This is a genomic window from Bacillus sp. B28, from assembly GCF_029536185.1.
Classification (GTDB): domain Bacteria; phylum Bacillota; class Bacilli; order Bacillales; family Bacillaceae; genus Bacillus; species Bacillus halotolerans.
The window spans coordinates 840973-866363 of sequence record NZ_CP120511.1 but is presented as its reverse complement, the minus strand read 5'-3'; the positions used below and the strand labels follow the sequence as shown (position 1 = coordinate 866363).

At 46.6% G+C, this 25391-nt stretch carries 22 protein-coding genes and 2 pseudogenes; 9 read left to right on the top strand and 15 right to left on the bottom strand.

The annotated features are described in order from the left end of the window. Nucleotides 1–22: 22 nt before the first annotated feature. From P3L57_RS04115 to P3L57_RS04105, 3 genes and pseudogenes are all read right to left on the bottom strand, one after another. Nucleotides 23–982: a tripartite tricarboxylate transporter substrate binding protein gene (locus P3L57_RS04115; RefSeq protein ID WP_059353399.1), complete on the bottom strand. Its 960-nt coding sequence runs from the start codon at nt 980–982 to the stop codon at nt 23–25. 2 nt (nt 983–984) lie between these two features. Beyond that, nucleotides 985–1665, bottom strand: coding sequence for a response regulator (locus tag P3L57_RS04110; protein ID WP_059336013.1), 681 nt, complete (start codon nt 1663–1665; stop codon nt 985–987). After that, a pseudogene (locus tag P3L57_RS04105) lies at nt 1637–3269 on the bottom strand (sensor histidine kinase). The gene P3L57_RS04110 and the pseudogene P3L57_RS04105 overlap by 29 nt, the downstream one beginning before the upstream one ends. 228 nt (nt 3270–3497) lie before the next feature. Here P3L57_RS04105 and P3L57_RS20710 point away from each other — a divergent pair. Continuing rightward, nucleotides 3498–3686: pseudogene (locus P3L57_RS20710) on the top strand (glycosyltransferase family 2 protein); the annotation flags it as partial. A 151-nt stretch (nt 3687–3837) separates the two neighbouring features. On the opposite strand, the gene P3L57_RS04100 reads toward P3L57_RS20710, so the two are convergent. The 3 genes from P3L57_RS04100 to P3L57_RS04090 form a co-directional block, all read right to left on the bottom strand. Further along, a complete protein-coding gene (locus tag P3L57_RS04100; RefSeq protein ID WP_264798309.1) occupies nt 3838–5274 on the bottom strand; it encodes an anion permease in 1437 nt (478 codons plus the stop codon). 128 nt (nt 5275–5402) lie between these two features. After that, the gene (locus P3L57_RS04095; protein WP_264798308.1) at nt 5403–6665 is read right to left on the bottom strand and encodes a pectate lyase; all 1263 of its coding nucleotides are present in this window, start codon (nt 6663–6665) and stop codon (nt 5403–5405) included. A gap of 199 nt (nt 6666–6864) precedes the next feature. Beyond that, complete coding sequence (locus P3L57_RS04090) at nt 6865–7212, bottom strand: YflT domain-containing protein (protein ID WP_024120550.1); 348 nt, start codon at nt 7210–7212, stop codon at nt 6865–6867. Nucleotides 7213–7447: 235 nt separating this feature from the next. On the opposite strand from P3L57_RS04090, the gene P3L57_RS04085 reads away from it, so the two are divergent. The 6 genes from P3L57_RS04085 (at nt 7448) to P3L57_RS04060 (ending at nt 12891) form a co-directional block, all read left to right on the top strand. Next, nucleotides 7448–7816, top strand: a complete 369-nt coding sequence (locus P3L57_RS04085) for a DUF3212 family protein (protein WP_044163589.1) — start codon at nt 7448–7450, stop codon at nt 7814–7816. Nucleotides 7817–7932: 116 nt separating this feature from the next. Beyond that, nucleotides 7933–8883: a Fe(3+)-citrate ABC transporter substrate-binding protein YfmC gene (locus P3L57_RS04080; protein ID WP_059336009.1), complete on the top strand. Its 951-nt coding sequence runs from the start codon at nt 7933–7935 to the stop codon at nt 8881–8883. Nucleotides 8884–8954: 71 nt separating this feature from the next. After that, nucleotides 8955–9956: a Fe(3+) dicitrate ABC transporter permease FecD gene (gene fecD / locus P3L57_RS04075; RefSeq protein WP_024120546.1), complete on the top strand. Its 1002-nt coding sequence runs from the start codon at nt 8955–8957 to the stop codon at nt 9954–9956. Continuing rightward, nucleotides 9953–10954 (top strand): Fe(3+)-citrate ABC transporter permease YfmE, encoded by a 1002-nt coding sequence (yfmE, locus tag P3L57_RS04070; RefSeq protein ID WP_059293855.1) that lies wholly within the window; start codon nt 9953–9955, stop codon nt 10952–10954. The genes fecD and yfmE overlap by 4 nt, the downstream gene beginning before the upstream one ends. A gap of 12 nt (nt 10955–10966) precedes the next feature. Beyond that, the gene (gene yfmF, locus P3L57_RS04065) at nt 10967–11764 is read left to right on the top strand and encodes a Fe(3+)-citrate ABC transporter ATP-binding protein YfmF (protein WP_010333352.1); all 798 of its coding nucleotides are present in this window, start codon (nt 10967–10969) and stop codon (nt 11762–11764) included. Nucleotides 11765–11871: 107 nt separating this feature from the next. After that, nucleotides 11872–12891, top strand: a complete 1020-nt coding sequence (locus tag P3L57_RS04060; protein ID WP_059293856.1) for an NADP-dependent oxidoreductase — start codon at nt 11872–11874, stop codon at nt 12889–12891. Nucleotides 12892–12945: 54 nt separating this feature from the next. On the opposite strand, the gene P3L57_RS04055 is transcribed toward P3L57_RS04060, so the two are convergent. Continuing rightward, nucleotides 12946–13392: a GNAT family N-acetyltransferase gene (locus P3L57_RS04055; protein WP_277617507.1), complete on the bottom strand. Its 447-nt coding sequence runs from the start codon at nt 13390–13392 to the stop codon at nt 12946–12948. A gap of 66 nt (nt 13393–13458) precedes the next feature. Next, nucleotides 13459–14592, bottom strand: a complete 1134-nt coding sequence (locus tag P3L57_RS04050; protein WP_264798305.1) for a DEAD/DEAH box helicase — start codon at nt 14590–14592, stop codon at nt 13459–13461. Nucleotides 14593–14764: 172 nt separating this feature from the next. On the opposite strand from P3L57_RS04050, the gene P3L57_RS04045 reads away from it, so the two are divergent. Continuing rightward, entirely contained in the window at nt 14765–16321 is a 1557-nt protein-coding gene (locus P3L57_RS04045) for an ABC-F family ATP-binding cassette domain-containing protein (RefSeq protein ID WP_264798304.1), read from the top strand. A 40-nt stretch (nt 16322–16361) separates the two neighbouring features. Here the strand turns inward: P3L57_RS04045 and P3L57_RS04040 are convergent, their stop codons facing one another. From P3L57_RS04040 to yfmT, 7 genes are all read right to left on the bottom strand, one after another. Further along, nucleotides 16362–16799: a hypothetical protein gene (locus tag P3L57_RS04040; RefSeq protein WP_277617506.1), complete on the bottom strand. Its 438-nt coding sequence runs from the start codon at nt 16797–16799 to the stop codon at nt 16362–16364. Between the two features lie 204 nt (nt 16800–17003). Next, complete coding sequence (locus P3L57_RS04035; RefSeq protein ID WP_059293859.1) at nt 17004–18194, bottom strand: MFS transporter; 1191 nt, start codon at nt 18192–18194, stop codon at nt 17004–17006. A gap of 65 nt (nt 18195–18259) precedes the next feature. Next, nucleotides 18260–18682, bottom strand: coding sequence for a MerR family transcriptional regulator (locus P3L57_RS04030; protein WP_024120538.1), 423 nt, complete (start codon nt 18680–18682; stop codon nt 18260–18262). A 124-nt stretch (nt 18683–18806) separates the two neighbouring features. Continuing rightward, a complete protein-coding gene (locus P3L57_RS04025; RefSeq protein ID WP_069487616.1) occupies nt 18807–19253 on the bottom strand; it encodes a YfmQ family protein in 447 nt (148 codons plus the stop codon). A 120-nt stretch (nt 19254–19373) separates the two neighbouring features. After that, nucleotides 19374–21263: an ABC-F family ATP-binding cassette domain-containing protein gene (locus tag P3L57_RS04020; protein WP_044163569.1), complete on the bottom strand. Its 1890-nt coding sequence runs from the start codon at nt 21261–21263 to the stop codon at nt 19374–19376. Between the two features lie 134 nt (nt 21264–21397). Next, on the bottom strand, nt 21398–21802 hold the full coding sequence (locus P3L57_RS20705; RefSeq protein ID WP_369888597.1) for a methyl-accepting chemotaxis protein: 405 nt from the start codon (nt 21800–21802) through the stop codon (nt 21398–21400). A gap of 468 nt (nt 21803–22270) precedes the next feature. After that, a complete protein-coding gene (gene yfmT / locus P3L57_RS04010) occupies nt 22271–23728 on the bottom strand; it encodes a benzaldehyde dehydrogenase (protein WP_069487617.1) in 1458 nt (485 codons plus the stop codon). 247 nt (nt 23729–23975) lie between these two features. Here yfmT and bcaP point away from each other — a divergent pair, with 247 nt between their 5' ends. Continuing rightward, the gene (bcaP, locus tag P3L57_RS04005) at nt 23976–25361 is read left to right on the top strand and encodes a branched-chain amino acid transporter BcaP (protein WP_059353406.1); all 1386 of its coding nucleotides are present in this window, start codon (nt 23976–23978) and stop codon (nt 25359–25361) included. The last annotated feature ends 30 nt before the right edge of the window (nt 25362–25391 follow it).

The following is a 25391-nucleotide window of genomic DNA, read 5'->3' as shown; positions in this document are numbered from 1 at the left end:
CCTACGGCAGAATACTTTTTGCTTAATTGCCTGTCATGATGGTTTGATAAAACGCTGATTGTTCTTCAAGAAACCGTTTCGTTTCCTTGCTGTTTAAATAAAAGCTCTCCCAGTCTTGCTCGTTTATTTTCTGCTTCCATTCGGGCGAGGATGTAACCTTTTTTAATGCTTGGTCCCAGTAAGAAATCTCTTCCTCAGACATGTTTTTCGGCCCCAGCACCCCTCTCCAATGAGAGAAGACAAACGGAATGCCCTGCTCTTTCCACGTCGGCACTTTTGGAAAACCGGGCAGCCTTTTATCTGACGTGACGGCGGCTAATGTAATCTCGCCGTTTCGCTCGTACGGCTTGGCTTCTGAAACAGTCATGGAAGCTGCTTCTATCTCATGCCTGATCAGCGCCTGGATCAATTCTTCACTGCTGTCAAACTGTAAAAACTCAATGTCGAAAGGGTCAATCCCGTACATATCAGCGGCTCTGACGAACGAGAGCTGATCGTCATTGCCAAGCCCCGGGGAAAAACCGATTTTGACTTTGCCAGGATGCTTCTTGATCTCTTTCAGCACATCCTTTCCGCTTTTCAGCGCCGACCCTTTCGGAAGAGCGACAGTCTGCCATTCCTTAGCGAGAATCGCCAGCGGCGTAAAATCATCAGTTTTTAATTTACTTTGTCCGAGCAGGTAATTGCTCAGGATTAAACTGGACATCATACTGATAGTCTTCCTGCCGCTTTGGTTGACATATTTCCAGCCTTTATCGCCTCCGCTCCCAGGCTTATACACAATATGAATCCCGCCTTTCATCAGCTGTTTTTGCCTGAGCACGGATTGAATCGCCTGCGCCGTTACATCCCAGCCCCCGGAAGGCTCGGCAGGCACAACGATTTCAACCGGCCCGTCCGGCAGACGTGGAGCGGCCGCCTTCCGGATGTCACCTTGCATGAAGACCAATAGACAAATAAATAGGATCACACATTTTTTCATCGCTATTCAGCCGCCAAATAATATTTTCTCTCCGGTCTGCCGATAATCCCGTACTCCAGCTCGGCTCGCGCTTCTTCCTTAGACACAAGATATTCGGCATAGCGGCGGGCTGTTGTTCGTGACGCGCCCATTGCTTCGCCAAGTTCTTCAGCTGTCATTCCTCCGTCCGCAGTACGCAGCGCCTCTTTGATTTTTTTCAGCGTGATCGGATTGATGCCTGTCGGCAAATCCTCCGCAGTGACAGCTCCCTTAGAGCTGCCCCCAAAAATATGGTCAATCATGGATTGGCTGACCTCCGGCTGAGACAGCAGCACCTGCCTTTTTTCTTTATACTGGAGCAGCACCTGTTTGAACTTGTCAGCCGTTACGGGCTTTATCAAATAGTTTGCGATGCCCGTCCGCAGCGCTTCCTGTAAGTGGCGGGTTTCCGTTGCGGCTGTGATGATCATAATATCCACTTCCGGAAACCGTCTCCGTATCTCTGGAATCAATGCTGTTCCAAGCTCGTCCGGCATATAAATATCCAATAGCAGCAAATCAGTTTTGTGTGTCTCCAAAAGCAACATTGTCTCTTTGGCATTGCCCGCTTTGCCGATAATGCTGAATCCATCAAGCTGTTGAATCAATCTCTCATGAATTTGCGCAACCCGAAAATCATCCTCCGCAATCACGATGTGAATCAAATGGATTCCCCCTTTGTCTGTTTCTCCTTCGGTATAAAAACAGTAAATACCGCTCCCCCGCTTTTTTGATTTGTCAGCTCGATCCAGCCTCCCAGCTCACGCACTGACTCTTTTACGTTGGCGAGTCCGTAGCCTCTCTTCATCCCCTTTGAAGAGTAGCCTCTTTCAAACACTGCCTCCATTTTATCAGGCGGCACTCCCATTCCCGTATCGGATACTTCGATAACAATATCCCGTCCGATATCTGTAATAAAACATGAAACCTCCTGTACGCTTTGATCCGCTACAGCTTCGAAAGCGTTATCAATCAAATTGCCGATAATCGTAATGAGATGGGACAAGCCGACATGAGGAGGAAGAGGCCCAAGTGTGCTGTTGTCATCGATCGACAGCTTCACCTTTTTTTCCGATGCTTTGCTCATCTTTCCTAACAAAATCGCCTGCACCTGCTGCGAATGAATATTTTGGAATAAAATATCATGCTGTTCATTTTGGATGGCGTATTCCTCTTTAATCAATTCAATCGCTTCCTCATATTCGCCAAGCTCAAGCAGCCCTAAAATCGCGTATAGCTTATTAGAAAATTCATGAGTCTGGGCGCGCAGATCTTCTGAGTATTTTCGCACCTCTGTCAGCGTGTCAATCAGCTTTTTCAGTTCTGTTTTTTCTCTGAAGCTGATAACTATTCCATACGCCTGTCCGCCTTGTGTCATGACTTTTGTATTGATAATAAAGACTTGGTCGTTGACGCATACCTCCTGATTCGGCGGCATATCTTCCTGCTCAAGCACAGACATCAGCTCTGCTCCCGGCATCACGTCATCAACAGGCACGTTCATCACAGGCTCGGGTAGCTTAAGCATTTCAGCCGCCGATACGTTCATCATCGTTACAATGCCATCACGATTGGTGGCGATAATCCCTTCCTTAATCGCCCGCAGCATCGCATTCCGCTCCCGATAGAGAGAGGCAATTTCGTGCGGTTCAAGGCCAAGCGTATCCTTTCTGATGCTTTTGGCAAGCGCGGCGGCACCGGCAAATCCAAGCAGCAGCACGAGTACAGCCATGAAGCTTAAGTCTCTCAGATGTTTCTTGATGCCTTGCTCTGCCTTGGTTTGCAGAAAATCAACGGACACGCTGCCGATTACGTGGCTGCGCCCCTTTTGTTCCTCGATAATCGGTGCGCTCCCACGGATCACCCTTTGTCCATCCGCTTTCGTCTCTGAGACGTGAGAGCCTCCAAACAGGATTTCTCTGCTTCTCGTCAGATGCTTATTTCCGCTATTTTCCGAGGCGGTTCGGACCATTCCTTTTTCATCAAGCACATAAATCGCATAAGCGCCGGTCTGTTCTTTCATTTGTTCAATGACCTCCTGCGCCTCGGCAGCTTGCCCGCCTTTCGACACGATAAGCTCCTTTGCCGGCGGCATATAGGAAATCGTTCTCGCCGTCTGCACCGCCAGCTGCTCTGCCTGTTTTCGCCCTTCTTTTGTTTGCTGAACGGCAAACGTGACCGTCAGCACGCCAATCACAAAGATCAGCAGCGCCGCAATCAACCCCATTATTTTTGTTTGCAGAGAAAAATGGAATCGCTTTTTCACCACAGCACCAGCCGTCCTTTCTACCTAGATCATACCATTTTTCGCCCGGGAATTTTCTTATTTTTCAAAATCCACTTCTTTGTTAATCAGGATCTATTATTCAGATCAAGATGTTTCCTTTTCACATTGTCCAGTTTTGCTGAACAATCCTTCTTTCATGAAGGAATCATTCCGTCTGAACATTTCGATATACATATAGTATCTGAGTGATATGGTGAAGGGCGGGAGGTTATGGTGAAAACGAGTCTTATTGTGCTGACTTATAATCAATTGGCGTTAACAAAACAATGCTTGGAGAGCAGATGAACGCATACCGATGATGACTGTATAGAAGTGATTGTTGTAGATAACGGCTCCTATCAAAACGATTTTTAATGAAACAAAGAAGGGTTTGCGAAAGCCTGCAATCAGGGCCTTGAGGGATAAGGTTTCTTGGTGTTATTTACGCGGATATTAGAACAAATTAATTAAGTGACTGATCATCCTCTATGACTTGTCTAGTAAATGACTGAGTCTCATTTGTCATGTGATCGAATATAAAAAAGGCAGACCGCGTCTGCCTTTTTTCTTTCTACCATATCCCTAATAATTTCCACCATAATCCGCCGATCACAAGCCATGTGACAATATGAACGATCGACAGGATAAATCCGATAGACCACCATTTGCCTTGCGAAATGTAGCCTGCCCCGAAGAAGACCGGAGCCGCTCCAGAACCGTAGTGAGTCGTTGACCCGAACAGGTTACTGATGAACGCGAGGCTCAGCGCTGCTAAAAGCGGCGGTGCGCCCGCTGCCACGACAACAGCCAAAAATGCTGAATACATCGCACTGATGTGGGCTGTCGCACTTGCAAAGAAGTAGTGAGAGTAATAATACACAACAATTAAAATTAAAAATGCCACAATCCAAGAGAATCCTGATACAGATGATTTCATGGCGTTGCTGAACCAAGAAACCATGCCTAATTCATTCAGGAAGTTGGCCAGCATAACAAGCGCCGCAAACCAAGTGAGCGTATCCCAAGCGCCCTGTTCTTTCTTGATATCATCCCAAGTCAGAACCTGTGATAATAAAAGAACTGACAATCCGATCAGTGCGGTTGTGGTTGCGTCGATGTTGAAGCTGCCGCCAAAAATCCAAAGAGCAAGCACTAAAAGAAACACAATAACCATGGAAAGCTCTGATTTTTTAAATGGTCCCATTTCTTTCAGTTTTTCGGTTGCGATTTTCGCTGCGTCCGGTGTTTCTTTAATTTCCGGCGGATACAGCTTGTAAATCACAAGCGGTGTGATGATTAAGCTTACAAGTCCCGGTACAATCGCGGCAATTGCCCAGCTTGTCCATGTTAAGTCCACCCCTGCGACATCATGGGCCAGCTTGGCAATCAGCGGGTTCGCCGCCATCGCCGTCAGGAACATAGCAGATGTAATCAAGTTTCCCTGAAAACCGGTTTTTAATAAGAAAGCACCTATTTTTCTTTCTGTTCCATCTGCCGGGCTTGATCCGAATGTTTCGGATAATGATCTGATAATAGGAAATATAATGCCTCCTGCACGCGCCGTATTACTTGGAATAGCAGGTGATAATATTAAATCACTGAACAGCAGTGAATAAGAAAGTCCAAGGGTTTTCTTCCCGAATTTCTGAACGAATACATACGAAATTCTCGCACCTAGCCCGGTTTTGATAAATCCCCGGGAAATAAAGAATGCGATGACGATAAGCCAGATGGTCTTATTCCCGAATCCGCTTAATGTATCCTCAATTGATAATGTTCCAGTTAATGCAGTAACCGCCAATGCAAAAATTGCAATTGCACCCATTGGCAAGGGCTTGGAGATAAAGCCGATAATTGTCGCGACGAAAATCGCAAACAAATGCCATGCTTTAGGTTCAAGTCCGGACGGAGCGGGAATAAACCAGATGATTAGTCCCACAGCGACAGTAATAAGCAATGGAACAAGCTTTACTGCTGACTGTTTTCCTGCGTCTTTTTCTGAAGCCATAAATAGGTCTCCTCCTATATACTTGTTTTCCGATCCCCTTTTTCATTCTACTCCTTAACTAAGTTAATAAACATTTTAATTAATTAAAAAAACACAAAGGTGAGCAGCCCTTTGTGTTTTTTCATTTCTTAATTTAGTTTACCCGCGCCCGCTTGAGATGTAACATTTGACTTCACATTCGCGGAAGCATCAATTGATCCCTGCAAAGATGGCGTCCATCCGACAGAAGAGCTCAGCCCGTTTGCAGCCGATGCGTTGATCTGCGTACCGTTCAGCAATGTGCCGGAATCGTATAAAGCCGTTCCCCCGCTGAATACGCTGATCGTTTTAGCAGCAGTCAATCCCGGAACGTCAATGGCATTGTTTTGCGCATAAATTTTAGATGATTTTCCGATTCCCCACGCATAGCTAAAGGCATACTCTGATGAGTTTTTATTGCCTTCATAATAGTTGTTGTAAACGTGTACCTGTCCAAAACGGACTCTCGGTGCGCGCTGAACGATATTTTTGTAGCGGTTATGATGCAGTGTGATTTTTAATTTGCCGTCATCGGAAGTTTTGCTGTCGCTTGATCCGAAAATGGAGCTTTTATCATGATCGTGATAGAAGTTATAAGACATTGTAATGTAATTAGCGCCGTTAGAGGCATCAGTTTGGCCGTCATGGTGCTGATATTCTCTTCCAAAATACTTTGGAGAGGTGCTGTCTGGACGCGAACCGTCATTAAATGTACAGTGATCGATCCATACATGTGTACCGCCGTTTATTGTGATGTTGTCATATTGTGAGTTCCAGTTTCCTGAACTTCCGTCAGTCGGGTCCCATTGCGGGAAATAGTCATATGCGTCTTGGAATTCGATATTGCGGATAATGACGTTATCGCTCTTGATCTGGAAGTTTCCGCCCAGAACTTTAGCATTTGACCCTGATCCGACGATCGTCGTATTTGCAGGGATATCCACCATCACGCGTGCCTTTTGGTTTTTCTGTGAGCGTGCTCTGGCCTCTTCCTGTGTTCCGGATGGTTCTTTTTTGCCCCATGTGCTTGGGTCATAGGCTTTCAAATATTTGTTCAGATCGTACTCTGGATCTTTATAATCATTCAGACCAAGCGGTTTCAGATTGTCATCGACATTCATGTCAATCGTTCCCTTGATATAAATGATTTTTGGCGTAGTGTTGGTGTCCTTGCCCAAAGCCGAAACGAGCTGGCTTCTGTTGCTGACTGTATACACGTGGGATGACGAGGCTTTTGATCCGCCTGTCGTGCCTGTCGAGTACGCTCCCCAGCCATCATTTGACCCTAACGTCTGATGGCCCAAATCCGCTGCGTTCGCCCCAACCGGAGTCAAGCCTAATAACAAAGCCGTGGCTAACATCACTTTTTTCATGCAGTCTGAACCCCCATTTTCTATTTTGTGAGAATTTGTTCCATATTCTCACAAAAAACATAATAGCAAATTCATGGGTATCCATAACCGAAAATGTACCGCTTTTTATTGCGGCATCCTGCAAAAAAACACCGCAAAGACCGCAAATATAAAAAACCCCAAAAGGACGATAATCGCCTTTTGGGGTTACATTCCTGCATCATGCCCAAGATTTTACTTTTTCGTTGTCTGTCACAAAGAGAAGCACTTTCCCTTCATCGAGCCGTTTTTCAAACTGAGCCGCTTCGTCTTCTGAAAAACCGATTTCGTGGATTTTATTGCGCAGCTCGTCACCTTTTTTATTAAATATGTTTCCTACCGCATGTTTGAAACCTGTTTCTTTGGCTCCGATCGTGTTGGCATTCGTGTTGTCTGCCAGTCGTTCCGTTCTGTCATCGTCGTGAGCTAAGACGTATACATCCTCTTTTGCGACACCCATTTGCTGTAATTCTTCTACATCCTTCATGAGCTGTTCGTCGTTTGTATACTCTCTTACAACTGGTTTCATATCCAATTCCTCCTTCATCATGTCTATGTTATATTCATACCCGATCCTTTTTCTATGAAACAGCATCCAGAGCATTGGGCACAAAAACAGGAAGAATGGTAGTAGATATTTCATTTCTAACCATGGTAAAGTGATAGAACGAGAGTATTTTCAGAATAGTCAAAATCAAAACCGCTGCACGGAGCGTCCGAACATGAATCGCCATTTTTATCCGTACAAGCAGGAGGTATGTCCAATGCAATACTTTTCACCAGAACAGCAATACAATGCGTGGGTTGTGAGTGATTTAGTAAAACAGGTCTTCCATCAGCGTGTCGGCTATTCAGCCGGCATTCACCAGCTTGCCATCTTTGCCGAAGAAACATTTCACATCGATATTGACTTTGTTTTCTCTATTGTCATGAATATCGGAGACATTGAATTTGCGCTCTCTGAAGAAATCGAAAAAAAATTGTCCGGCTATCTCAGCGTTCTTCTTCCCCATGTCAGCAGAGATATGCTTGAAGCCTCTAAAGCCAACGCCAGTTCGTTTTTATCCCACAGACACGGCGATGCTGTGTACGATTTATTTGTGCCATATGACCCATACATCAAAAAAACATAAAGCAGCGGGCTTCTGTTTCTTTATTTAAAAAATATTGACATAGGAAGCCATGATATTATAGTGTTTATTTGTGATAATGATTCTCATTATTAAATTCAGAAAAAAGGAAGAAAACAATGCGCACCTATCCTAACAAGTTTATTGCCATCATCAGTGTTTTATTAATCGCTTGTTTCATTATATCCGGCTGTTCATCAAGTCAGGATAACAGCGGCAGCAAAGCCGGAAGCAAATCTAAGGATTCAAGAGTCATTCAGCACGAAGACGGGAAAACAACAGTGACCGGCACACCTAAAAAAGTTGTTGTGCTTGAGCTTTCATTCCTGGATGCTGTTTACAATCTCGGCATCACGCCGGTAGGCATCGCCGATGACAACAAAAAAGACATGATTCAAAAGCTGGTCGGCAGCCCGATTGATTATACATCCGTAGGCACGCGAAGCGAACCGAATCTTGAGGTCATCAGCTCCTTGAAGCCTGATTTAATCATCGCTGACGCTGAACGCCATAAAAACATTTACAAACAGCTGAAACAAATCGCACCGACCATTGAATTGAAAAGCCGGGAAGCGACTTATGATGAAACAATCGACAGCTTCAATACCATTTCTAAAGCATTAAATAAAGAAAAAGAAGGAAAAGAAAAACTCGCCGACCATACAAAGGTCATTGACGATCTGAAAGCGGAGCTTCCAAAAGATGAAGACCGCAGCATCGTTCTCGGCGTGGCAAGAGCCGATTCCTTCCAGCTTCATACGTCATCTTCTTATGACGGAGAAATCTTCAGCATGCTCGGCTTTACGCACGCCGTGAAGTCAGATAACGCGTATCAAGAGGTCAGCCTCGAGCAGTTAAGCAAAATCGATCCAGATATTTTGTTTATTTCAGCCAACGAGGGTAAAACAATCGTAGATGAGTGGAAAAAGAATCCGCTCTGGAAAAACCTAAAAGCGGTGAAAAACGGACAAATCTACGATGCAGACCGTGACATTTGGACAAGATTCAGAGGAATCAAGTCCAGTGAAACAAGCGCCAAAGACGTGCTCAAAAAAGTGTATAATAAGTAGGACAAAAGAGAAGCGAGGAGAATCCTTGCTTCTTCGTTTTTGCAAACAGACGCAGCAAGGAAGTGAGACTGTTGTATTACTCAGCCAAACGGCGCTCATCATCAAGATTGATGGTTTTTATCATTGCACTGATCATCCTTATTTTCGGGCTTGGGCTGAATCTCTCAGTAGGCGCCTCAGACATCGGCATCATTGATGCTTTGACATATCTTTTTGTATGGGACGGATCAAAAGAACAGCTTATCATCTCTACTCTTCGCCTCCCCCGCACATTAATCGGCGTTTTCGTCGGCGCCAGCCTGGCTGTAGCAGGAGCGCTGATGCAGGCCATGACAAGAAACCCTCTGGCTTCACCTCAAATTTTCGGTGTGAATGCGGGTGCATCGCTGTTTGTCGTTGCTTCTCTCGTCATTCTGCCGGCGTCGTCCTACTCTTCGGTTGTGTTCGCTTTTGCAGGTGCGGCGGCAGGCGGCGCAATTGTGTATATGATTGCCTCTTCCGGCGGAATGACACCTGTCAAACTGGCGCTGTCAGGAATGGCGGTGCATTTGTTCCTGTCCTCCATGACACAGGCGATTATTATTTTAAATGAGTCTGGAGAGGATGTGCTGTATTGGATGACGGGTGCGATTGACGGAAGCAATTGGCAGGACGTTATGACCATTGCCCCGTTTTCTGTCATCGGCATTGGACTTGCCCTTGTGTTTTCAGGCCCCGTTTCTGTTCTCGGTCTCGGTGATGAAACCGCAAAAGGACTCGGGCAAAACATGAACGGCATGCGGATTCTGATCAGCTTTATCATTTTAATTCTTTCCGGCGCTTCTGTGGCGGTTGCCGGCCCAATCGGCTTTGTCGGGCTGCTCGTCCCGCATATCGTCCGCAAGCTGATCGGAGAAAATTACAAGTATGTGCTGCCGTTTTCGGCGCTGTTCGGCGCCATCTTATTGGTGTACGCAGATGTCCTGGCCAGATGGATTGCATTCCCTTATGAATCTCCGGTCGGCATTGTCACCGCCATTATCGGAACACCATTTTTCTTATATTTAGCAAGGAAAGGGCGAAATCTGAAATGAAGAAATCAACCAGAAAACAAAAACGCCCCTTGCTGGCCATCCTCATATTGGCTGTCATCCTGCTAGTGCTGTCCGTGATCAGCATCGGCTTCGGGGCATTGTATATTTCACCTGATGCGGTGGTTACGAACCTGTTAGGAGCGGATCATTCCTTCGAGTTTATTATTCAGCAGTACCGGCTCCCCCGCATTATACTGGCGATTCTGGCAGGCGCCGGGCTTGCCGCTGCCGGAGCCATTTTGCAGGGTGTCATCCGAAATCCCCTTGCGTCTCCGGACGTTGTCGGAATTTCAAAAGGGTCCGGACTGGCCGCCATGGCCGTTATTCTCATTTTTCCTGAGTCTCCGGTCTACGTGCTGCCGTTCTCCGCATTTGCCGGAGCAGCCATTATTGCTGTAGTATTATTAATGATAGCCCGCAAAAAAAGCATTCAGCCCTCTTCATTGGCTTTATCAGGCATTGCCTTAGGCGCGGTCTGCCACGCCGGCATGCAATATATGATGGTCAAATTTCCGGGGGACGTCAATGCAGCGCTCATTTGGCTGACAGGCAGCCTCTGGGGGAGAAACTGGGAAGAAGTCAAGCTCCTTGCGCCATGGCTTTTGGTTCTGTTGCCGATTGTCTGCATCCTCATTCCGAAGCTTGATCTGATGTCACTCGGAGATGAGTTAGCGCAGGGTCTCGGCGAAAATGCAAACAGGCTGAGATTCATCCTGATTTTCACCGCAGTTGCACTGGCGGGGAGCTGTGTAGCTGTCGTCGGATCAATCGGTTTTATCGGGCTGCTTGCGCCGCATATCGCCAGAAGGCTTGCCGGAGAAAAAGCTAAATATTTACTGCCTGCATCGGCATTAATTGGTGCTATTATATTACTAATCGCAGATACATTAGGACGCGGCATCATGCCTCCGGTTGAGATACCCGCCGGAATATTGACAGCTGTGATCGGCGCGCCTTATTTTTTATATTTATTGAAATTCGAAGCGAGGAAACAGTAGGGAGAGGATACCATGGGAAAACTGGCTGCAGACCAGCTCACTCTTTCATATGACAGCACAGTGATTATTGACGGAGTCGATTTAAAGATTGAAGAAGGAAAAATCACTGTGCTCATCGGCGCCAACGGCTGCGGAAAATCAACAATCCTCAAATCGCTTGCCAGGCTGATGGCACCAAAAAGCGGCACGGTCCTATTAGAAGGAAAAGATATTCATCGCCAGCCGTCCAAAGAAGTGGCTAAAAAGCTGGCGATTCTTCCTCAGTCTCCTCAGGCGCCTGAAGGATTGACGGTACAGGAACTATGCTATTTCGGCAGACATCCTCATAAAAAACTGTTATCCAAGCATACGCAAGAGGATCACGATATGGTAGAGTGGGCGCTTGACGCAACCGGAATGAATGAGCTGAAGGATCGGACACTTGATGCCCTTTCAGGCGGTCAAAGACAAAGAGCCTGGATTTCCATGGCGCTTGCACAAGGCACTGATTTGCTTTTGCTCGATGAACCGACCACTTACTTGGACATTTCTCACCAAATTGAGGTGCTGGAGCTGCTGAAAAAGCTGAACCGGGATCATGGACGCACAGTTGTCATGGTGCTTCACGACTTAAACCAAGCCGCTCAATATGCTGACTATCTGATCAGCGTCCTGGACGGAAAAATCTACAATGCCGGAACGCCGGAAGACGTCTTTACCCAGCCGTTTTTCCGGGAAGTCTTCGGCTTGGAATGCTGCATCATGAGAAGCCCGATCGACCAGAAGCCGATGTGCCTGCCGATGGGACTATGCCCAAAATTACGGACGTGATGAAAAAGGAGAGGAATCTGCCTCTCCTTTTTTTATGCGGCTTACTTTTTGTATTTCATCACTTGTCCGTGTTACATTGGTGTCAATCAAATGATAGGAGGATGAATATGACAACAGCTCAACAGCAGATTCAATTAGCAAGACGTCCGCAAGGGGTGCCCGTTCACGAAGATTTCCGCTTTGAAACGATCCCCGTTCCTGAGCCGAAGCAAGGTGAGGTGCTTGTCAAAACACTCTATGTCTCAGTCGATCCTTACATGCGCGGACGAATGCAAGACACGAAGTCATACGTAGAGCCATTTGCCTTAGACGAAGCGCTGTCAGGCGGTGTCATTGCTGAAGTCGTGTCAGACGGAGATAAGCTGAAACAAGGAGAAATCGTAATCGGAAACCTGAACTGGCAGGAATATTCCGCTGTCAGCGAGTCCGCCGTGCGAAAAATTGATACAAGTCTCGCCCCTGCTTCAGCGTATCTCGGCATTTTAGGAATGACCGGTTTGACGGCATATTTCGGCCTGCTGGACATCGGCCGCCCGAAAGAAGGCGAAACCGTGGTTGTCTCCGGAGCTGCAGGGGCTGTCGGTTCCGCTGTCGGACAGATCGCCAAAATTAAGGGAGCACACGTCGTCGGTATCGCAGGCTCTGATGACAAAATTGACTACTTAAAGAATGAACTGCAATTTGACGAAGCGATTAATTACAAAACTGCAGATGATATTCAACAAGCGCTTGCTGACGCTTGTCCGAACGGTGTCGATGTGTATTTTGACAATGTCGGCGGGCCGATTTCAGATGCGGTCATGAACCTTCTCAATGAGTTTGCCCGTATCCCTGTGTGCGGCGCCATTTCTTCCTATAACGCGGAAAACGAAGCGGACGACATGGGCCCTCGCGTCCAATCCAAGCTGATCAAAACGAAGGCGCTGATGCAAGGATTTATCGTAAGCGACTACGCCGACCGTTTTCCTGAAGGCGCAAAACAGCTGGCGGAATGGCTGAGCGACGGAAAGCTTCATTATGAGGAAACGATTACTGAAGGCTTCGAAAACATTCCCGATGCATTTCTTGGCTTATTTAAAGGAGAAAATAAAGGTAAACAGCTGATCAAAGTCAGTGATCCAAGCTGAAAATATACCAATAAAAGGAGGGCTTTCCGCCCTCCTTTTATTTTTGAGAATACGTCAATGACGAAGAGTCAAAGTAAAAAATCCATCTTCATCAGGTTCTGTTTCTGCCGACGTAAACCCGGCTGCTTTAAAACAGGATAAACTGACTTGATTGTCTTCTTCAATGCAGGCAACCCATTCACTTACCCTCGCAAAATTGGGATCATCAATTAATTTACGTAATATCGTTTTCCCATAACCTTGAAGATGCTGCTGAGGATTTACGATCAATCCAATATACGCCTTATCCTCTACGAACTCAATGACGGCCATCCCTGCCGGCAGCTGTTGGTCATATGCCATCATGACAGCATTGCTTTCATCATTAATCACTCGGGCGTACCACTGATGTAATGGCAGCATTCCATCCATTCTCTCCCTGACATTCTCATTCTCAAACCACTTTTCAATAATGTTCAGCTCAGACTCCTTCAAAAAACGAAAACGGTCTATCGAAGCCATCTCCTCATCCCGCTCCTATTTTCTGTTATTTTACAGCAAAAAGGAAGGGCGATTCCGCCCTTCCTTTTATTTCGTATTCAGGTTACCGCCTGAATAAACAGCTTCACTCAGCTCCACGCCAAGTTTCTTCGCCATTTTCTTCAGCTTTGATTCTTCCATACGCGTGACAAGACTCAGCACGTTCCCTTCTTTTCCAGCCCGTCCTGTTCGCCCTGATCTGTGAACATAGCTGTCTTCATCAGGAATATCGGCGTGGATCACATACGGCAGGTTTTCAATATCCAAACCGCGCGCGGCAATGTCAGTTGCCAAAAGCAGCGGAAACTCGCCCTGCTCAAACGCTTTAATAATCTTCGCCCGCTCCATCTTTTTCGCCTCACTGTGAAGGATGCCAAGGCCGACATGATGGTACGCCAGCTTTTCCGCGTACACACTAAGGTTACCGATATCTCTCACAAACACAAGCGCCTGCATGCCATGAAGTCTTGAAAGCTTTTGCAGCAGCTTCACTTTGTCGCGCTGGTCACAGATGATGTATTGATGCTTCACTTTTCCCGCTTCCGCTTTGCTGCGTTCTACCTTCAAAACCTCGGGCTCTTTCGTCATGTCGCGGAGCACGTCTTCTGTTTCTTTCTTCAGTGTGGCTGAAAAACAAAGAAGCTGGCGGTCTCTTAATGTAGTTTTAATGATTTGCTTGATTGTTTCACGATGCTCCGGCAGGACAAGCTGATCGGTTTCATCAAGTACGATCGTTTTCACTTCATGCATCTTGAGTTTTTTCGCTTGAATCAGCTCAAACACCCTGCCCGGCGTCCCGACGATAATATGCGGATGATTCTTTTTCAGCTTTTCGACCTGCTTTTTCACATTCGCTCCGCCGATTAAGGAAACTGCCCGTAATTCTGATCCCATTTTCCAGTCCTGAATCACCTGAAAAATCTGCATCACCAGCTCACGTGAAGGTGCTAAAATCACCGCCTGCGGATGCTTCTGATCAGGTTTGATGCGCTCCAATACCGGCAGTGCGTAGGCAAGCGTCTTACCTGTTCCTGTCGGCGATTCTGCGATGACATCCTTACCTTCCATGATGAGTTGGGCCGCCTGCTCCTGCACAGGAGTCGGCTTTTCAAAGCCTGAAGCGTTCCAATTTTCTTTGATAAATGATTGTGCATTATGTAAAAATGGCCAAGTTTGCGTCATTTTTGTTCTCCTCGATTCCTAAAATCTATTCCATAGTATCTCAAAACAGCGCGCAGAACGCAATTTTTCTTTTTCTTTCCTATGCCTTTCAACAATCGTCTTCCTCCTTTATAATCAAAAGGTGAGAAATACACGCCATACAGCGTGTTCGATAAACGATAGAGGTGTAAACATGAGTATTTTATCTGTAAAGGACTTAAGCCACGGCTTTGGTGACCGGGCCATTTTTAATAATGTATCTTTCCGTCTATTAAAAGGCGAGCACGTCGGTCTGATCGGCGCGAACGGTGAAGGAAAATCGACCTTCATGAATATTATTACCGGAAAGCTTGAGCCTGATGAGGGAAAAGTCGAATGGTCAAAAAACGTCCGTGTCGGCTATCTGGATCAGCATACCGTGCTTGAAAAAGGAAAATCCATCCGTGATGTGCTGAAAGACGCTTTCCATTATTTATTTGCAATGGAAGAAGAAATGAATGAGATTTATAACAAAATGGGCGAAGCAGATCCTGACGAGCTTGAAAAGCTTCTTGAAGACGTCGGTGTGATTCAAGACGCGCTGACGAACAATGATTTTTATGTGATTGATTCTAAAGTGGAAGAAATTGCACGCGGACTCGGCTTGAGTGATATCGGACTTGACCGTGACGTTACTGATTTGAGCGGGGGTCAGCGCACAAAAGTGCTTCTCGCCAAGCTGCTTCTGGAAAAACCGGAAATCCTGCTTCTCGATGAGCCGACCAACTACCTTGATGAGCAGCATATCGAATGGCTGAAACGCTACCTGCAGGAGTACGAGAATGCGTTCATCTTGATTTCCCATGACATTCCGTTCTTAAACAGTGTCATCAATCTGATTTATCATGTAGAAAATCAGGAGCTGACACGCTATGTCGGCGACTACCATCAGTTTATGGAAGTCTACGAGGTGAAGAAACAGCAGCTTGAAGCGGCCTACAAAAAACAGCAGCAGGAAGTCGCGGAGCTGAAGGATTTCGTTGCCCGCAACAAAGCCCGCGTCAGCACGCGAAACATGGCGATGTCCCGCCAAAAGAAACTCGACAAGATGGATATGATCGAGCTGGCGGCGGAAAAACCGAAGCCTGAATTCCACTTCAAGCCGGCCCGAACATCAGGAAAGCTGGTTTTCGAAACGAAGGATCTCGTGATCGGTTACGATTCCCCGCTCTCACGTCCGCTGAACCTCCGCATGGAGCGCGGGCAAAAAATCGCCCTTTACGGCGCAAACGGGATCGGGAAAACGACATTGCTGAAAAGCCTGCTTGGCGAAATCCAGCCGCTCGAAGGCTCTGTTGAACGAGGCGAGCACCTCTTTACCGGCTATTTCGAGCAAGAGGTCAAGGAAACAAACAACAATACGTGTATTGAGGCAGTTTGGAGCGAATTCCCTTCATATACACAGTATGAAATCCGCGCCGCTCTGGCAAAATGCGGACTGACGACAAAACATATCGAAAGCCGCGTCTCCGTATTAAGCGGAGGCGAAAAAGCGAAGGTCAGATTATGCAAGCTGATCAATTCGGAAACCAACCTGCTGGTGCTCGATGAGCCGACAAACCACTTGGATGTCGACGCCAAGGAAGAGCTCAAGCGCGCCCTCAAAGAATACAAAGGCTCCATTCTTCTTATTTCTCACGAGCCTGATTTCTATATGGACATCGCGACAGAAACATGGAACTGCGAGTCTTGGACGACGAAAGTGCTTTAATGTTACGAAAAAACCCGCCCTTCACCAGGCGGGTTTTTTACTACCATTTTTTCTGAACGATTCTCAAAAGCTCTCTGTCTTTTAAAATGAGCTGCAATGGCGAGGTGAATTCATCAAGTGTCAGCTCTCTTTTGGCAGACAGTTCAAGGTCTTCCTCATCAGCCCATGCGGTGAACCATTCAACCGAAAAGCTGTTTTTCATAACGCTGTGTATGTATTGATAAAGCATGTGTAAACACTTCAGGTCATATGCTTCAGGCTTTGCCTTATGCATGGCAAATGATCCCTCTTCAGCATGAACTATTATTTGATAAGGCAACCGTAAATGCACAGACACATTCTCAGCTTCCTCAAGATCAATGCCCGCCGCGTCAATACCTGACCGGAGCGGATGCCCTTTCCAGGAGCAGCCGGAAGACTGACTGAAAAAACCGGTTTCTAAAGGCGTTTTAGCAGCTAAATAGTAAAATTGTGTCATCAGGATGCCCTTTCTCGCGTCGATTTAATTATGATTAGATTATAACCGATTGCAAAACATATCCTTGCATGCCATTTCACTTCATAATAGAAGGGGTTAAAAATATGATAAATGGCTATCTGACGGGAAATACGATCATACCATTATGATGGGAAGGTTAAGCAAATAAAAAAAGACACTGCACCTTAGCAGTGTCTTTCGTTATTAATGCCCTGCCTTGATTCCGGCAAGATGTTTACGACCCATGAGAAGGACAAGCATGCCGACAAAAACGACGATACCGCCTACTGTATATGGTGTGCTTGCGGTAAAGTGTTCTGACAGCATTCCCGCAATCCACGGAGCGAGCGCGCCGCCGATGAAGCGGACTGAGCTGTAGGCTGAAGACGCGATTGAACGTTCAACAGGCGCAGCCCCCATGACAGCTGTTGTCATGATCGTGTTGACCATACCAAGGACAGCACCGGCCACAACGATACATGTAATAATCAACGCCTGATGCTCTGTCCAGATGCCCATAATGATCAGAATGACCGCAAAGGCGATAAAGAGAACAACCAAGGAACGCACTGTGCCCAGCGCTTTGTGCACGATCGGCGCCGTAAAGACTGACGTAATCGCCAGCAGAAGTCCCCAGCCAAAGAAAACATATCCAAGGCCGTGTTCATCTAAATCCAGAACGAACGGAGAATAAGCGAGCAAAATAAAAAATCCAAAGTTGTATAAGAAAGCCGATACCGCCATTGTCAAAAGGCCTTTATATTTGAGTGCCTTCATGGCGTCAAATACCCCAACGCGCTTCGCCGGTTTAGGCAATTTCGGCAGCATCAAGGAAATGGCGATTAACGCAATAAACATCAGGACAGATACTCCGAAGAACGGCGCACGCCATGAGATGCTTCCAAGCTCTCCGCCTGCAAGCGGTCCGACGGAAATCCCGAGTCCGAGCGCCGCCTCATACAAAATAATCGCTTGAGCGCTGCCGCCGACAGACACGCCGACAATGACCGCAAGCGCTGTTGAAATAAATAAAGCATTACCTAGTCCCCAGCCGCCGCGATAGCCGACAAGCTGAGCAATTGAGCTTGAACTTCCGCCAAGCGCTGCAAAGACAATAATAAAAATAAGTCCGAGAATTAACGTCCATTTTGCGCCGATCCTGCTGGAAATGGCTCCTGAGAAAAACATCATAAATCCGGTAACGAGCAAATAACTTGTAAATAAGAGTGATACTTCACTAGGTGAAGCATGTAATTGTGCGGCAATCGCCGGAAGAATAGGATCGACCAGCCCGATTCCCATAAAGGAAATCACACAGGCAAACGCGACAGCCCATACAGCTTTCGGCTGATTCAGCAAACCTGTCTTCTGATTCACTTGTTTTGAATTATCCATTTGATCTGACCTCCATCTTTATTCCATTAAAAGAAACGCTACAAAAATAGCGTTTAGCAAACGTTTTATTCGATTGATTGAATGGCATGCTCCGCTTTGTCTTTCATCCCGTGCAGACGTTCCTTAAAGCTTTGGAATGTGCGGATTTTTTCATCAATCAAATCCAGCTGGTGATTCAGCGTTTCCTGAATTTCCTCCAGCTTCTCTTTCCGTTCCTTTGGATCCAGTGACAACAAATACCCCTCTTTGTTTAACTCAAGCTGGCGGCTGGTTTCCATGAAATGCTGAAGCTCCTGAAGGGAAAAGCCAAGCACTTCCTTTGTGCTGATCACTTTCTCAAGCTCTTCCATATCATCCTCTGAATAAAGTCTAACGCCGCCTTCCGTCCGTTTCGGCGCTGGAATCAAGCCGATTTCTTCATAAAACCGAATGGTCCGCTTTGTCAGCCCGCTTCTTTTGGCAACTTGATCAATCTTCATCCATTCCATGGTAAATCCCCCTTCGCCTTTTCTGTTATTATTATACACCTTTTGCACCTTAACGTAAACGTTAAGTTTTGAAATGTAATAAAAAAGACGAGTACATAAAGCACCCGTCTTTCATTATCCTATTTTAAGCTAAGCTCCCTGTCACTGACAAAGACTGCTTTTGCATACTTTCAGAAAGCAGTCGATACGCGATAACCTTCTTCTTGTACTGTTTCACGACATCGATATGGTCATCGTAGCTGTACACAAACAGCTTTACATCTTTTTTGCCTTTTTTCGTATCTATCACGAGCGGTGTTCCGCCGTTTTCGGGGTATAAATAACGCTCTTCGTCGCCTGGGTAAATATAATATTTCTCCAGAAAGACAGCTTCGTTAAATTGATCGATCATGTGCCTTTTCTCTTCACCCTCGAGCCATTTTCCATCTAGAGAGAGAACAGCATCTTCGTCGTTCAGCTTGGCGTGCACCTCAAATTTGCTGAGCAGCCATTCTATGACGCCTGTTGGCAGGCAGGTTAATACGATTTTCACCAGACTCATGAGGATTAACATCACGATAGCCCATGTCATACTTCATCATCTCCGTTAGTTTTCCGTGTGCCGCTGACACACAATTCCATCCTATCATAAGCTGGCCGTTTCGTTTTTGTACATTATGTGAAAAGTGCGGCCTGCTGCGGCCGCACTTTTCTAGCTTTCCAGCTCTTCTATCATGAGGGACAATTCCGTCCAGCGATCCATCGCTGTCTCAAGCTCTTCCGCTGTTTTTGCCTGCTCGGCCATCAGCTCTTGAATTTTCCCGAAATCACTGCCCGCCGCGGCGATATCCGCTTCAAGCTGTTCATGCTTTTCTTCAAGCTCGGCAATTTTATCTTCAATGCCGTCCCATTCAAGCTGATCTTTGTAAGAAAGCTTTTTCCGTTTTTTCTTCGGTTCCGCTTCAGCCGGTTTGATTTCAGCTGCGGGTTTTTCAGCCGTTTTTTTCGCTTTGGCCTGCTCCATATAGTCGCTGTAGGAGCCCTGGAACCGTGAAATCACGCCATTCCCTTCAAATACAATCAAACGGTCTACGACGCGGTCAAGGAAGTAGCGGTCATGGGATACGGTGATGACAACGCCGGGGAACTGTTCAATATAATCCTCAAGCACGCTTAACGTTTCTGTATCCAAGTCGTTCGTCGGCTCATCGAGAAACAGCACATTCGGCTCCTGCATCAAAACCTGAAGCAAGTATAAGCGCCGCTTTTCTCCGCCGGACAGCTTGCGGATATAGGTTTGCTGCATGGAGCGCGGGAAGAGGAAGCGCTCAAGCATTTGTTCAGCGGTGACGATATCGCCGTCCTCTGTTTTCACGACTTCCGCTGTTTCCTTAATGTATTCAATCACCTTCAGCTCACCGTTCATTTCACTGTGATCCTGGGTATAGTAGCCGATTCTTACTGTTTGGCCGATCGTAATATGCCCGCCGTCAGGAGTGATTCGTCCGGCAAGGCTGTTTAACAGTGTTGTTTTTCCAATGCCGTTCGGCCCGATGATCCCGATTCGTTCACCAGGTATAACCAGTTCATTGAATCGATCGACAAGCACGTTTCCTCCATAAGCGATCATCACGTTCTCCGCTTCGATTACTTGCTTTCCAAGACGGTGGGAGCCGATCGCAAAGTCGAGCGAGCCGGCTGACTGAGGGCCTTTCTGCTCCTTAAGCGATTCTACCCTGCCGATTCTCGCCTTTTGTTTTGTGGAGCGTGCTTTCGCTCCCCGTCTGAGCCAGGCCAGTTCACGGCGCAGCAGATTTTGCCGCTTCGTTTCTTTTTGCTCAGCCTGCGCTTCCCGTTCCGCGCGCTTTTCCAAAAAGACTTCATAGTTGCCTTTGTAGGTATAGAGACTGCCCCGTTCAAGCTCATAAATGCGGTTTGTCACGCGGTTTAAGAAGTACCTGTCGTGCGTCACCAGCATGACGGCGCCTGGATATTGCGCCAAATACCCTTCAAGCCATTCAATCGTTTCATTATCCAAATGGTTCGTCGGCTCGTCTAAGATCAGGAGGTCGGCGGGCTGGATTAAGTTTTTCGCAATCGCCACCCGTTTTTTCTGTCCGCCTGACAGCTCGTTGACAGGCTTTGTTACGTCAGTTACTCCCAGCTTCGATAACACCGTTTTCGCCAAGGTATTCGCATCCCACGCATTGTTTGCATCCATTTTCGCCTGCGCAGCCAGCAGGTGTTTCTGGCGTTTTTCATCTTCCGGGTCTTCTCCCAGTTCATAGAGCGCCTTTTCATATTCACGGAGCGTTCTCATGACAGCCGATTCACCGGAATAAATATGCTCCAGTACAGTTTGTCCAGCAGGCAGCTGCGGGTCCTGATGAAGAAATTCAACATGCACGCTGCCGGATTTGGCGATGTCTCCTTCTTCAACAGATTCCAAGCCGGCAATCACTTTCAGCAGCGTTGATTTTCCGGTGCCGTTCGGCCCGATTAATCCGATTCTCTCATTCTCTTCAATATGAAAGGAGATATGGTCAAATAACGTCTTATCTCCGTATGTTTTGTAAAGGTTCTCCGCTTTTAGTATGCTCATGGTTCCTATCAATCCTCACGTAAGTTCATGTGTACATTTTAAATCAGCCGCTGGAATAAAACTAGTAAAAGAGCAGACAAATTTCATGGAAATACCGGACAGAAAAAAAGACCGGGGACTCTGTCCCCAGTCTCTTACTCTTCTTCAAGCGCTTTCTCTGCCATTTTAGCGAGATGCTGCGCACTGCCTGAGATCTCCTGCATCGTGGCGGAAATCTGTTCAACAGCAGCAGCTTGTCCGTCAGTATGCTGATTAATCGATTCAATCGATTCTTCTAGCCCTTTTAACAGGCTGTGGATTTTTTTCGTGATCTGATCGATCTGGCCGACATTTTCTTTCGAATGCGTCGCAAGCTTTCTGATTTCATCCGCTACGACAGAAAATCCTTTTCCGGACTCCCCTGCCCGTGCGGCTTCAATCGCAGCATTTAAACCGAGCAGATTGCTCTGATCAGAAATGCCTTTCACGGTTACTGAAATATCAGCGATTTCTCCCGCGCTTTCGCTTACCTTTTTCGCTTGTGAGGAAATGCCCGACATTTGCGATGAGAAACCGTTAATTGATTCAGAAATATCGGAAATGGCCGCAGCCGTTTGTTCAACAACTGCCGATAAGCTTTCCGCTACATCATGAAGCTTAGAGGACTCCTCAAGACTCGTGCCGAGGCCCACTCCCCCAATCACTCTTCCGTTCTGGTCATGAAGCGGGATGGCGCGTGCGATTAATGGAAAGCCGAACAACTCCTTCGGCACCATGCTCGTTTTTTTCTGATTGCTGCGGATCGCGTCTGTGATGATATCTCCTTCCTGCAGCGGATCTCCGGCTTTTACGTTAAGGGAAAAGGTTTTTGCCGGAATATTGACCAGCAATTTCTCCGTATCATAAATGCCGATTGTAATATCATCCTGAACCAGGCTGTTTAAATAAGGGGCTACTTTCACAAATGCGTCTAGAAGATCTGCTGTTTCATTTTCCGTTCTTATGCTCAATTCCAATCACTCCTTTTATTAGTAAGGGAAGCTTCGTTTTTCGTGCTGAACCGAAATCCATTTCAGCGTCGTAAATTCTTCAAGGCTCCATTCGCCATTTAATCGGCCGAGGCCAGATTGCTTTTCACCGCCGAAGGCCACATTCGGTTCATCATTAATCGTCGTGTCATTAACATGGATCATGCCCGTTTCAATCCGTTTCGCAAAAGCCACGCCGCGTTCAAGATTTGAGGTATGTACGGCTCCGCTTAAGCCAAATGGGGTATCATTCGCGATATCCACCGCTTCGTCTTCTGAATCAAACTTCATGAAGGAGACGACTGGCCCGAACAGCTCTTCCTTGGCAATGCTCATAAACGGTTTTACGTCTTTTAAGATGGTCGGCTCCACGATCGTCCCGTTAAATCCGCCAAGCTTCACTGGAACAGCCCCTTCTTCAATCGCTTTCTCAACAGATTTCATTAACCCGTCAGTCTGCCTGCTGTTGATTAAAGGCCCGATAATCGTATCAGGGTCCATCGGGTCGCCAACTTTCAGCGATTCCACTTTTGCCTGATACAGCTCAAGGAATTGATCATAAATTGATGAGTGAACCAGTACGCGATTGGCTGACATACAAATCTGGCCTTGATGGGTAAATCTGCTGAACACTGCCGCATTGACTGCATATTCGATATCCGCGTCTTCAAGCACGATAAAGGCGCTGTTTCCGCCAAGCTCAAGAAGCGGCTTTTTAAAGTGCTTCATCGCGAGCTGGCCGATGTAGCTCCCCACTTTCGTAGATCCTGTAAATGAGATGATCCGCGGCACTGGATGTTCGACAAAGCTGTCACCGATTTCTGCAATGTCAGTGACAACAACATTCAGCAGTCCTTCCGGAACGCCCGCGCTTTCAAAAATCTTCGCAATCAGCGTACCGCCGCAAATCGGTGTTTCTTCGTGCGGCTTCAACACAACGCCATTGCCTGCTCCGAGTGCCGGCGCTACTGATTTCATAGATAAAAAGAATGGGAAGTTAAAAGGACTGATGACACCGACAACACCTGCCGGCACGCGATATAATCTGTTTTCCTTGCCGTCTATTGTAGAAGGAAGAATTTTCCCTTCCATGCGGACAGGGAACGTCGCCGCTTCTTTCATGATATTTTTCACGAGTCCGATTTCAAAAGCGGCTTTCAGCCTTGTGCCGCCCAGCTCTTCCATAATCAAATAAATGATGGCTTCTTCATTCTCTTCTATATACGTTACGGCTTTTTCTAAAATTGCTCTTTTCTCGAATGGGTTGACCGCATCCCATTTTTTCTTTGCCAAAGCCGCTGCCCGGTACGCTTCATCTACATCATCAGCAGTCGCTTTTTGAAAGGATGTGATTGTTTTATGAGTATAAGGATTTTTGTTTTCCAATACATTTGGGCTGCTGCCCTCCTGCCATTTTCCGCCAATAAATTGTTTGTTTAATTCTTCATATTGAAACATGGTCAGCATCTCCTTTTTAACAGCAAATCAAAATATGGCCAATCTATCATTTCTATCGGTTCACCATCAGCAAAATTCAATATCCCGTTTGTAAAAATTACTATATTATGATACGACAACGCTTTTTAGCTTCTATCGTTTAAAGCAGAAAAATATATGATTGACGGCGTCAAATTTCGACAATATAATACAACGAGAAATGTATATAATGATTAGAATATTTTGAATTTTCCAGGAGGAACTTTTTATGAGTTCATTATTTAGAAAAAAACCGCTTGAAACATTAAATGCGCAGAGCCAGTCAAAAAGCCTCGCCCGTACTTTAAGCGCATTTGATTTAACACTTCTCGGTATCGGGTGTGTCATCGGCACTGGGATTTTCGTTATTACAGGAACTGTGGCCGCGACCGGTGCCGGTCCTGCTCTGATCTTATCGTTCATTTTAGCGGGTCTCGCCTGTGCGCTTGCCGCCTTCTGTTATGCTGAGTTTTCGTCTTCGATTCCGATTTCAGGAAGCGTGTACTCATACTCCTATATCACACTTGGAGAGCTGCTCGCCTTTTTAATCGGATGGGATCTCATGCTTGAATATGTCATTGCGCTGTCGGCGGTTGCCACGGGCTGGTCTTCATACTTTCAATCGCTGCTCGCCGGCTTTAACTTTCATATTCCGGCTGCGCTGACAGGAGCTCCGGGAAGCTCGCCGGGCGCCGTGTTTAACCTTCCGGCTGCGGTTATTATTCTCCTCATCACTGCAATTGTCAGCAGAGGTGTCAAAGAAAGTACACGCTTCAACAACGTGATCGTGCTGATGAAAATCGGAATTATTTTATTGTTCATTATTGTCGGCTTCGGTTATGTCAAACCGGATAACTGGACTCCTTTTATGCCGTTTGGAATGAAAGGCGTCATTGTCAGCGCGGCAACGGTTTTCTTCGCGTATCTCGGATTTGACGCAGTTTCCAACGCTTCAGAAGAAGTGAAGCATCCGCAAAAAAATATGCCGATCGGCATCATTTCAGCTCTGGCCGTCTGCACCATTTTGTACATCACGGTATCGCTTGTTTTGACAGGTATGATGCCTTATGCCAAATTAAATGTCGGTGATCCGGTGTCCTTTGCGCTTAAATTCGTCGGCCAGGATGCGGTTGCGGGAATTATTTCTGTCGGCGCTATCATCGGAATCACAACAGTGATGCTCGCATTGCTGTATGCCCAGGTCCGTTTAACCTTTGCCATGAGCAGAGACGGTCTTTTGCCGGGATTGTTCGCAAAGATTCATCCGTCATTCAAAACGCCGTTCCGCAACACATGGCTGACAGGAATCGTCGCGGCGGGAATCGCAGGATTTATTAATCTCGGCACACTTGCGCACCTTGTGAACATGGGAACGCTTGCGGCATTTACTGTCATTTCGATCGCTGTGATTGTGTTAAGAAAGAAACACCCGGAAATCAAAGCCTCCTTCAGGGTGCCGTTCGTTCCGGTTGTGCCAATCATCAGCGCTGGAATATGCCTTTGGTTTATGTACAGCCTTCCAGGCATCACATGGCTTTCATTTGTCATCTGGATCGCCGTCGGAACAATCGTTTATTTCCTTTATGCAAAAAAACACAGCTTATTAAACAAATAATTGTAAGCCGTCGGTGCGGACATTTCAAAC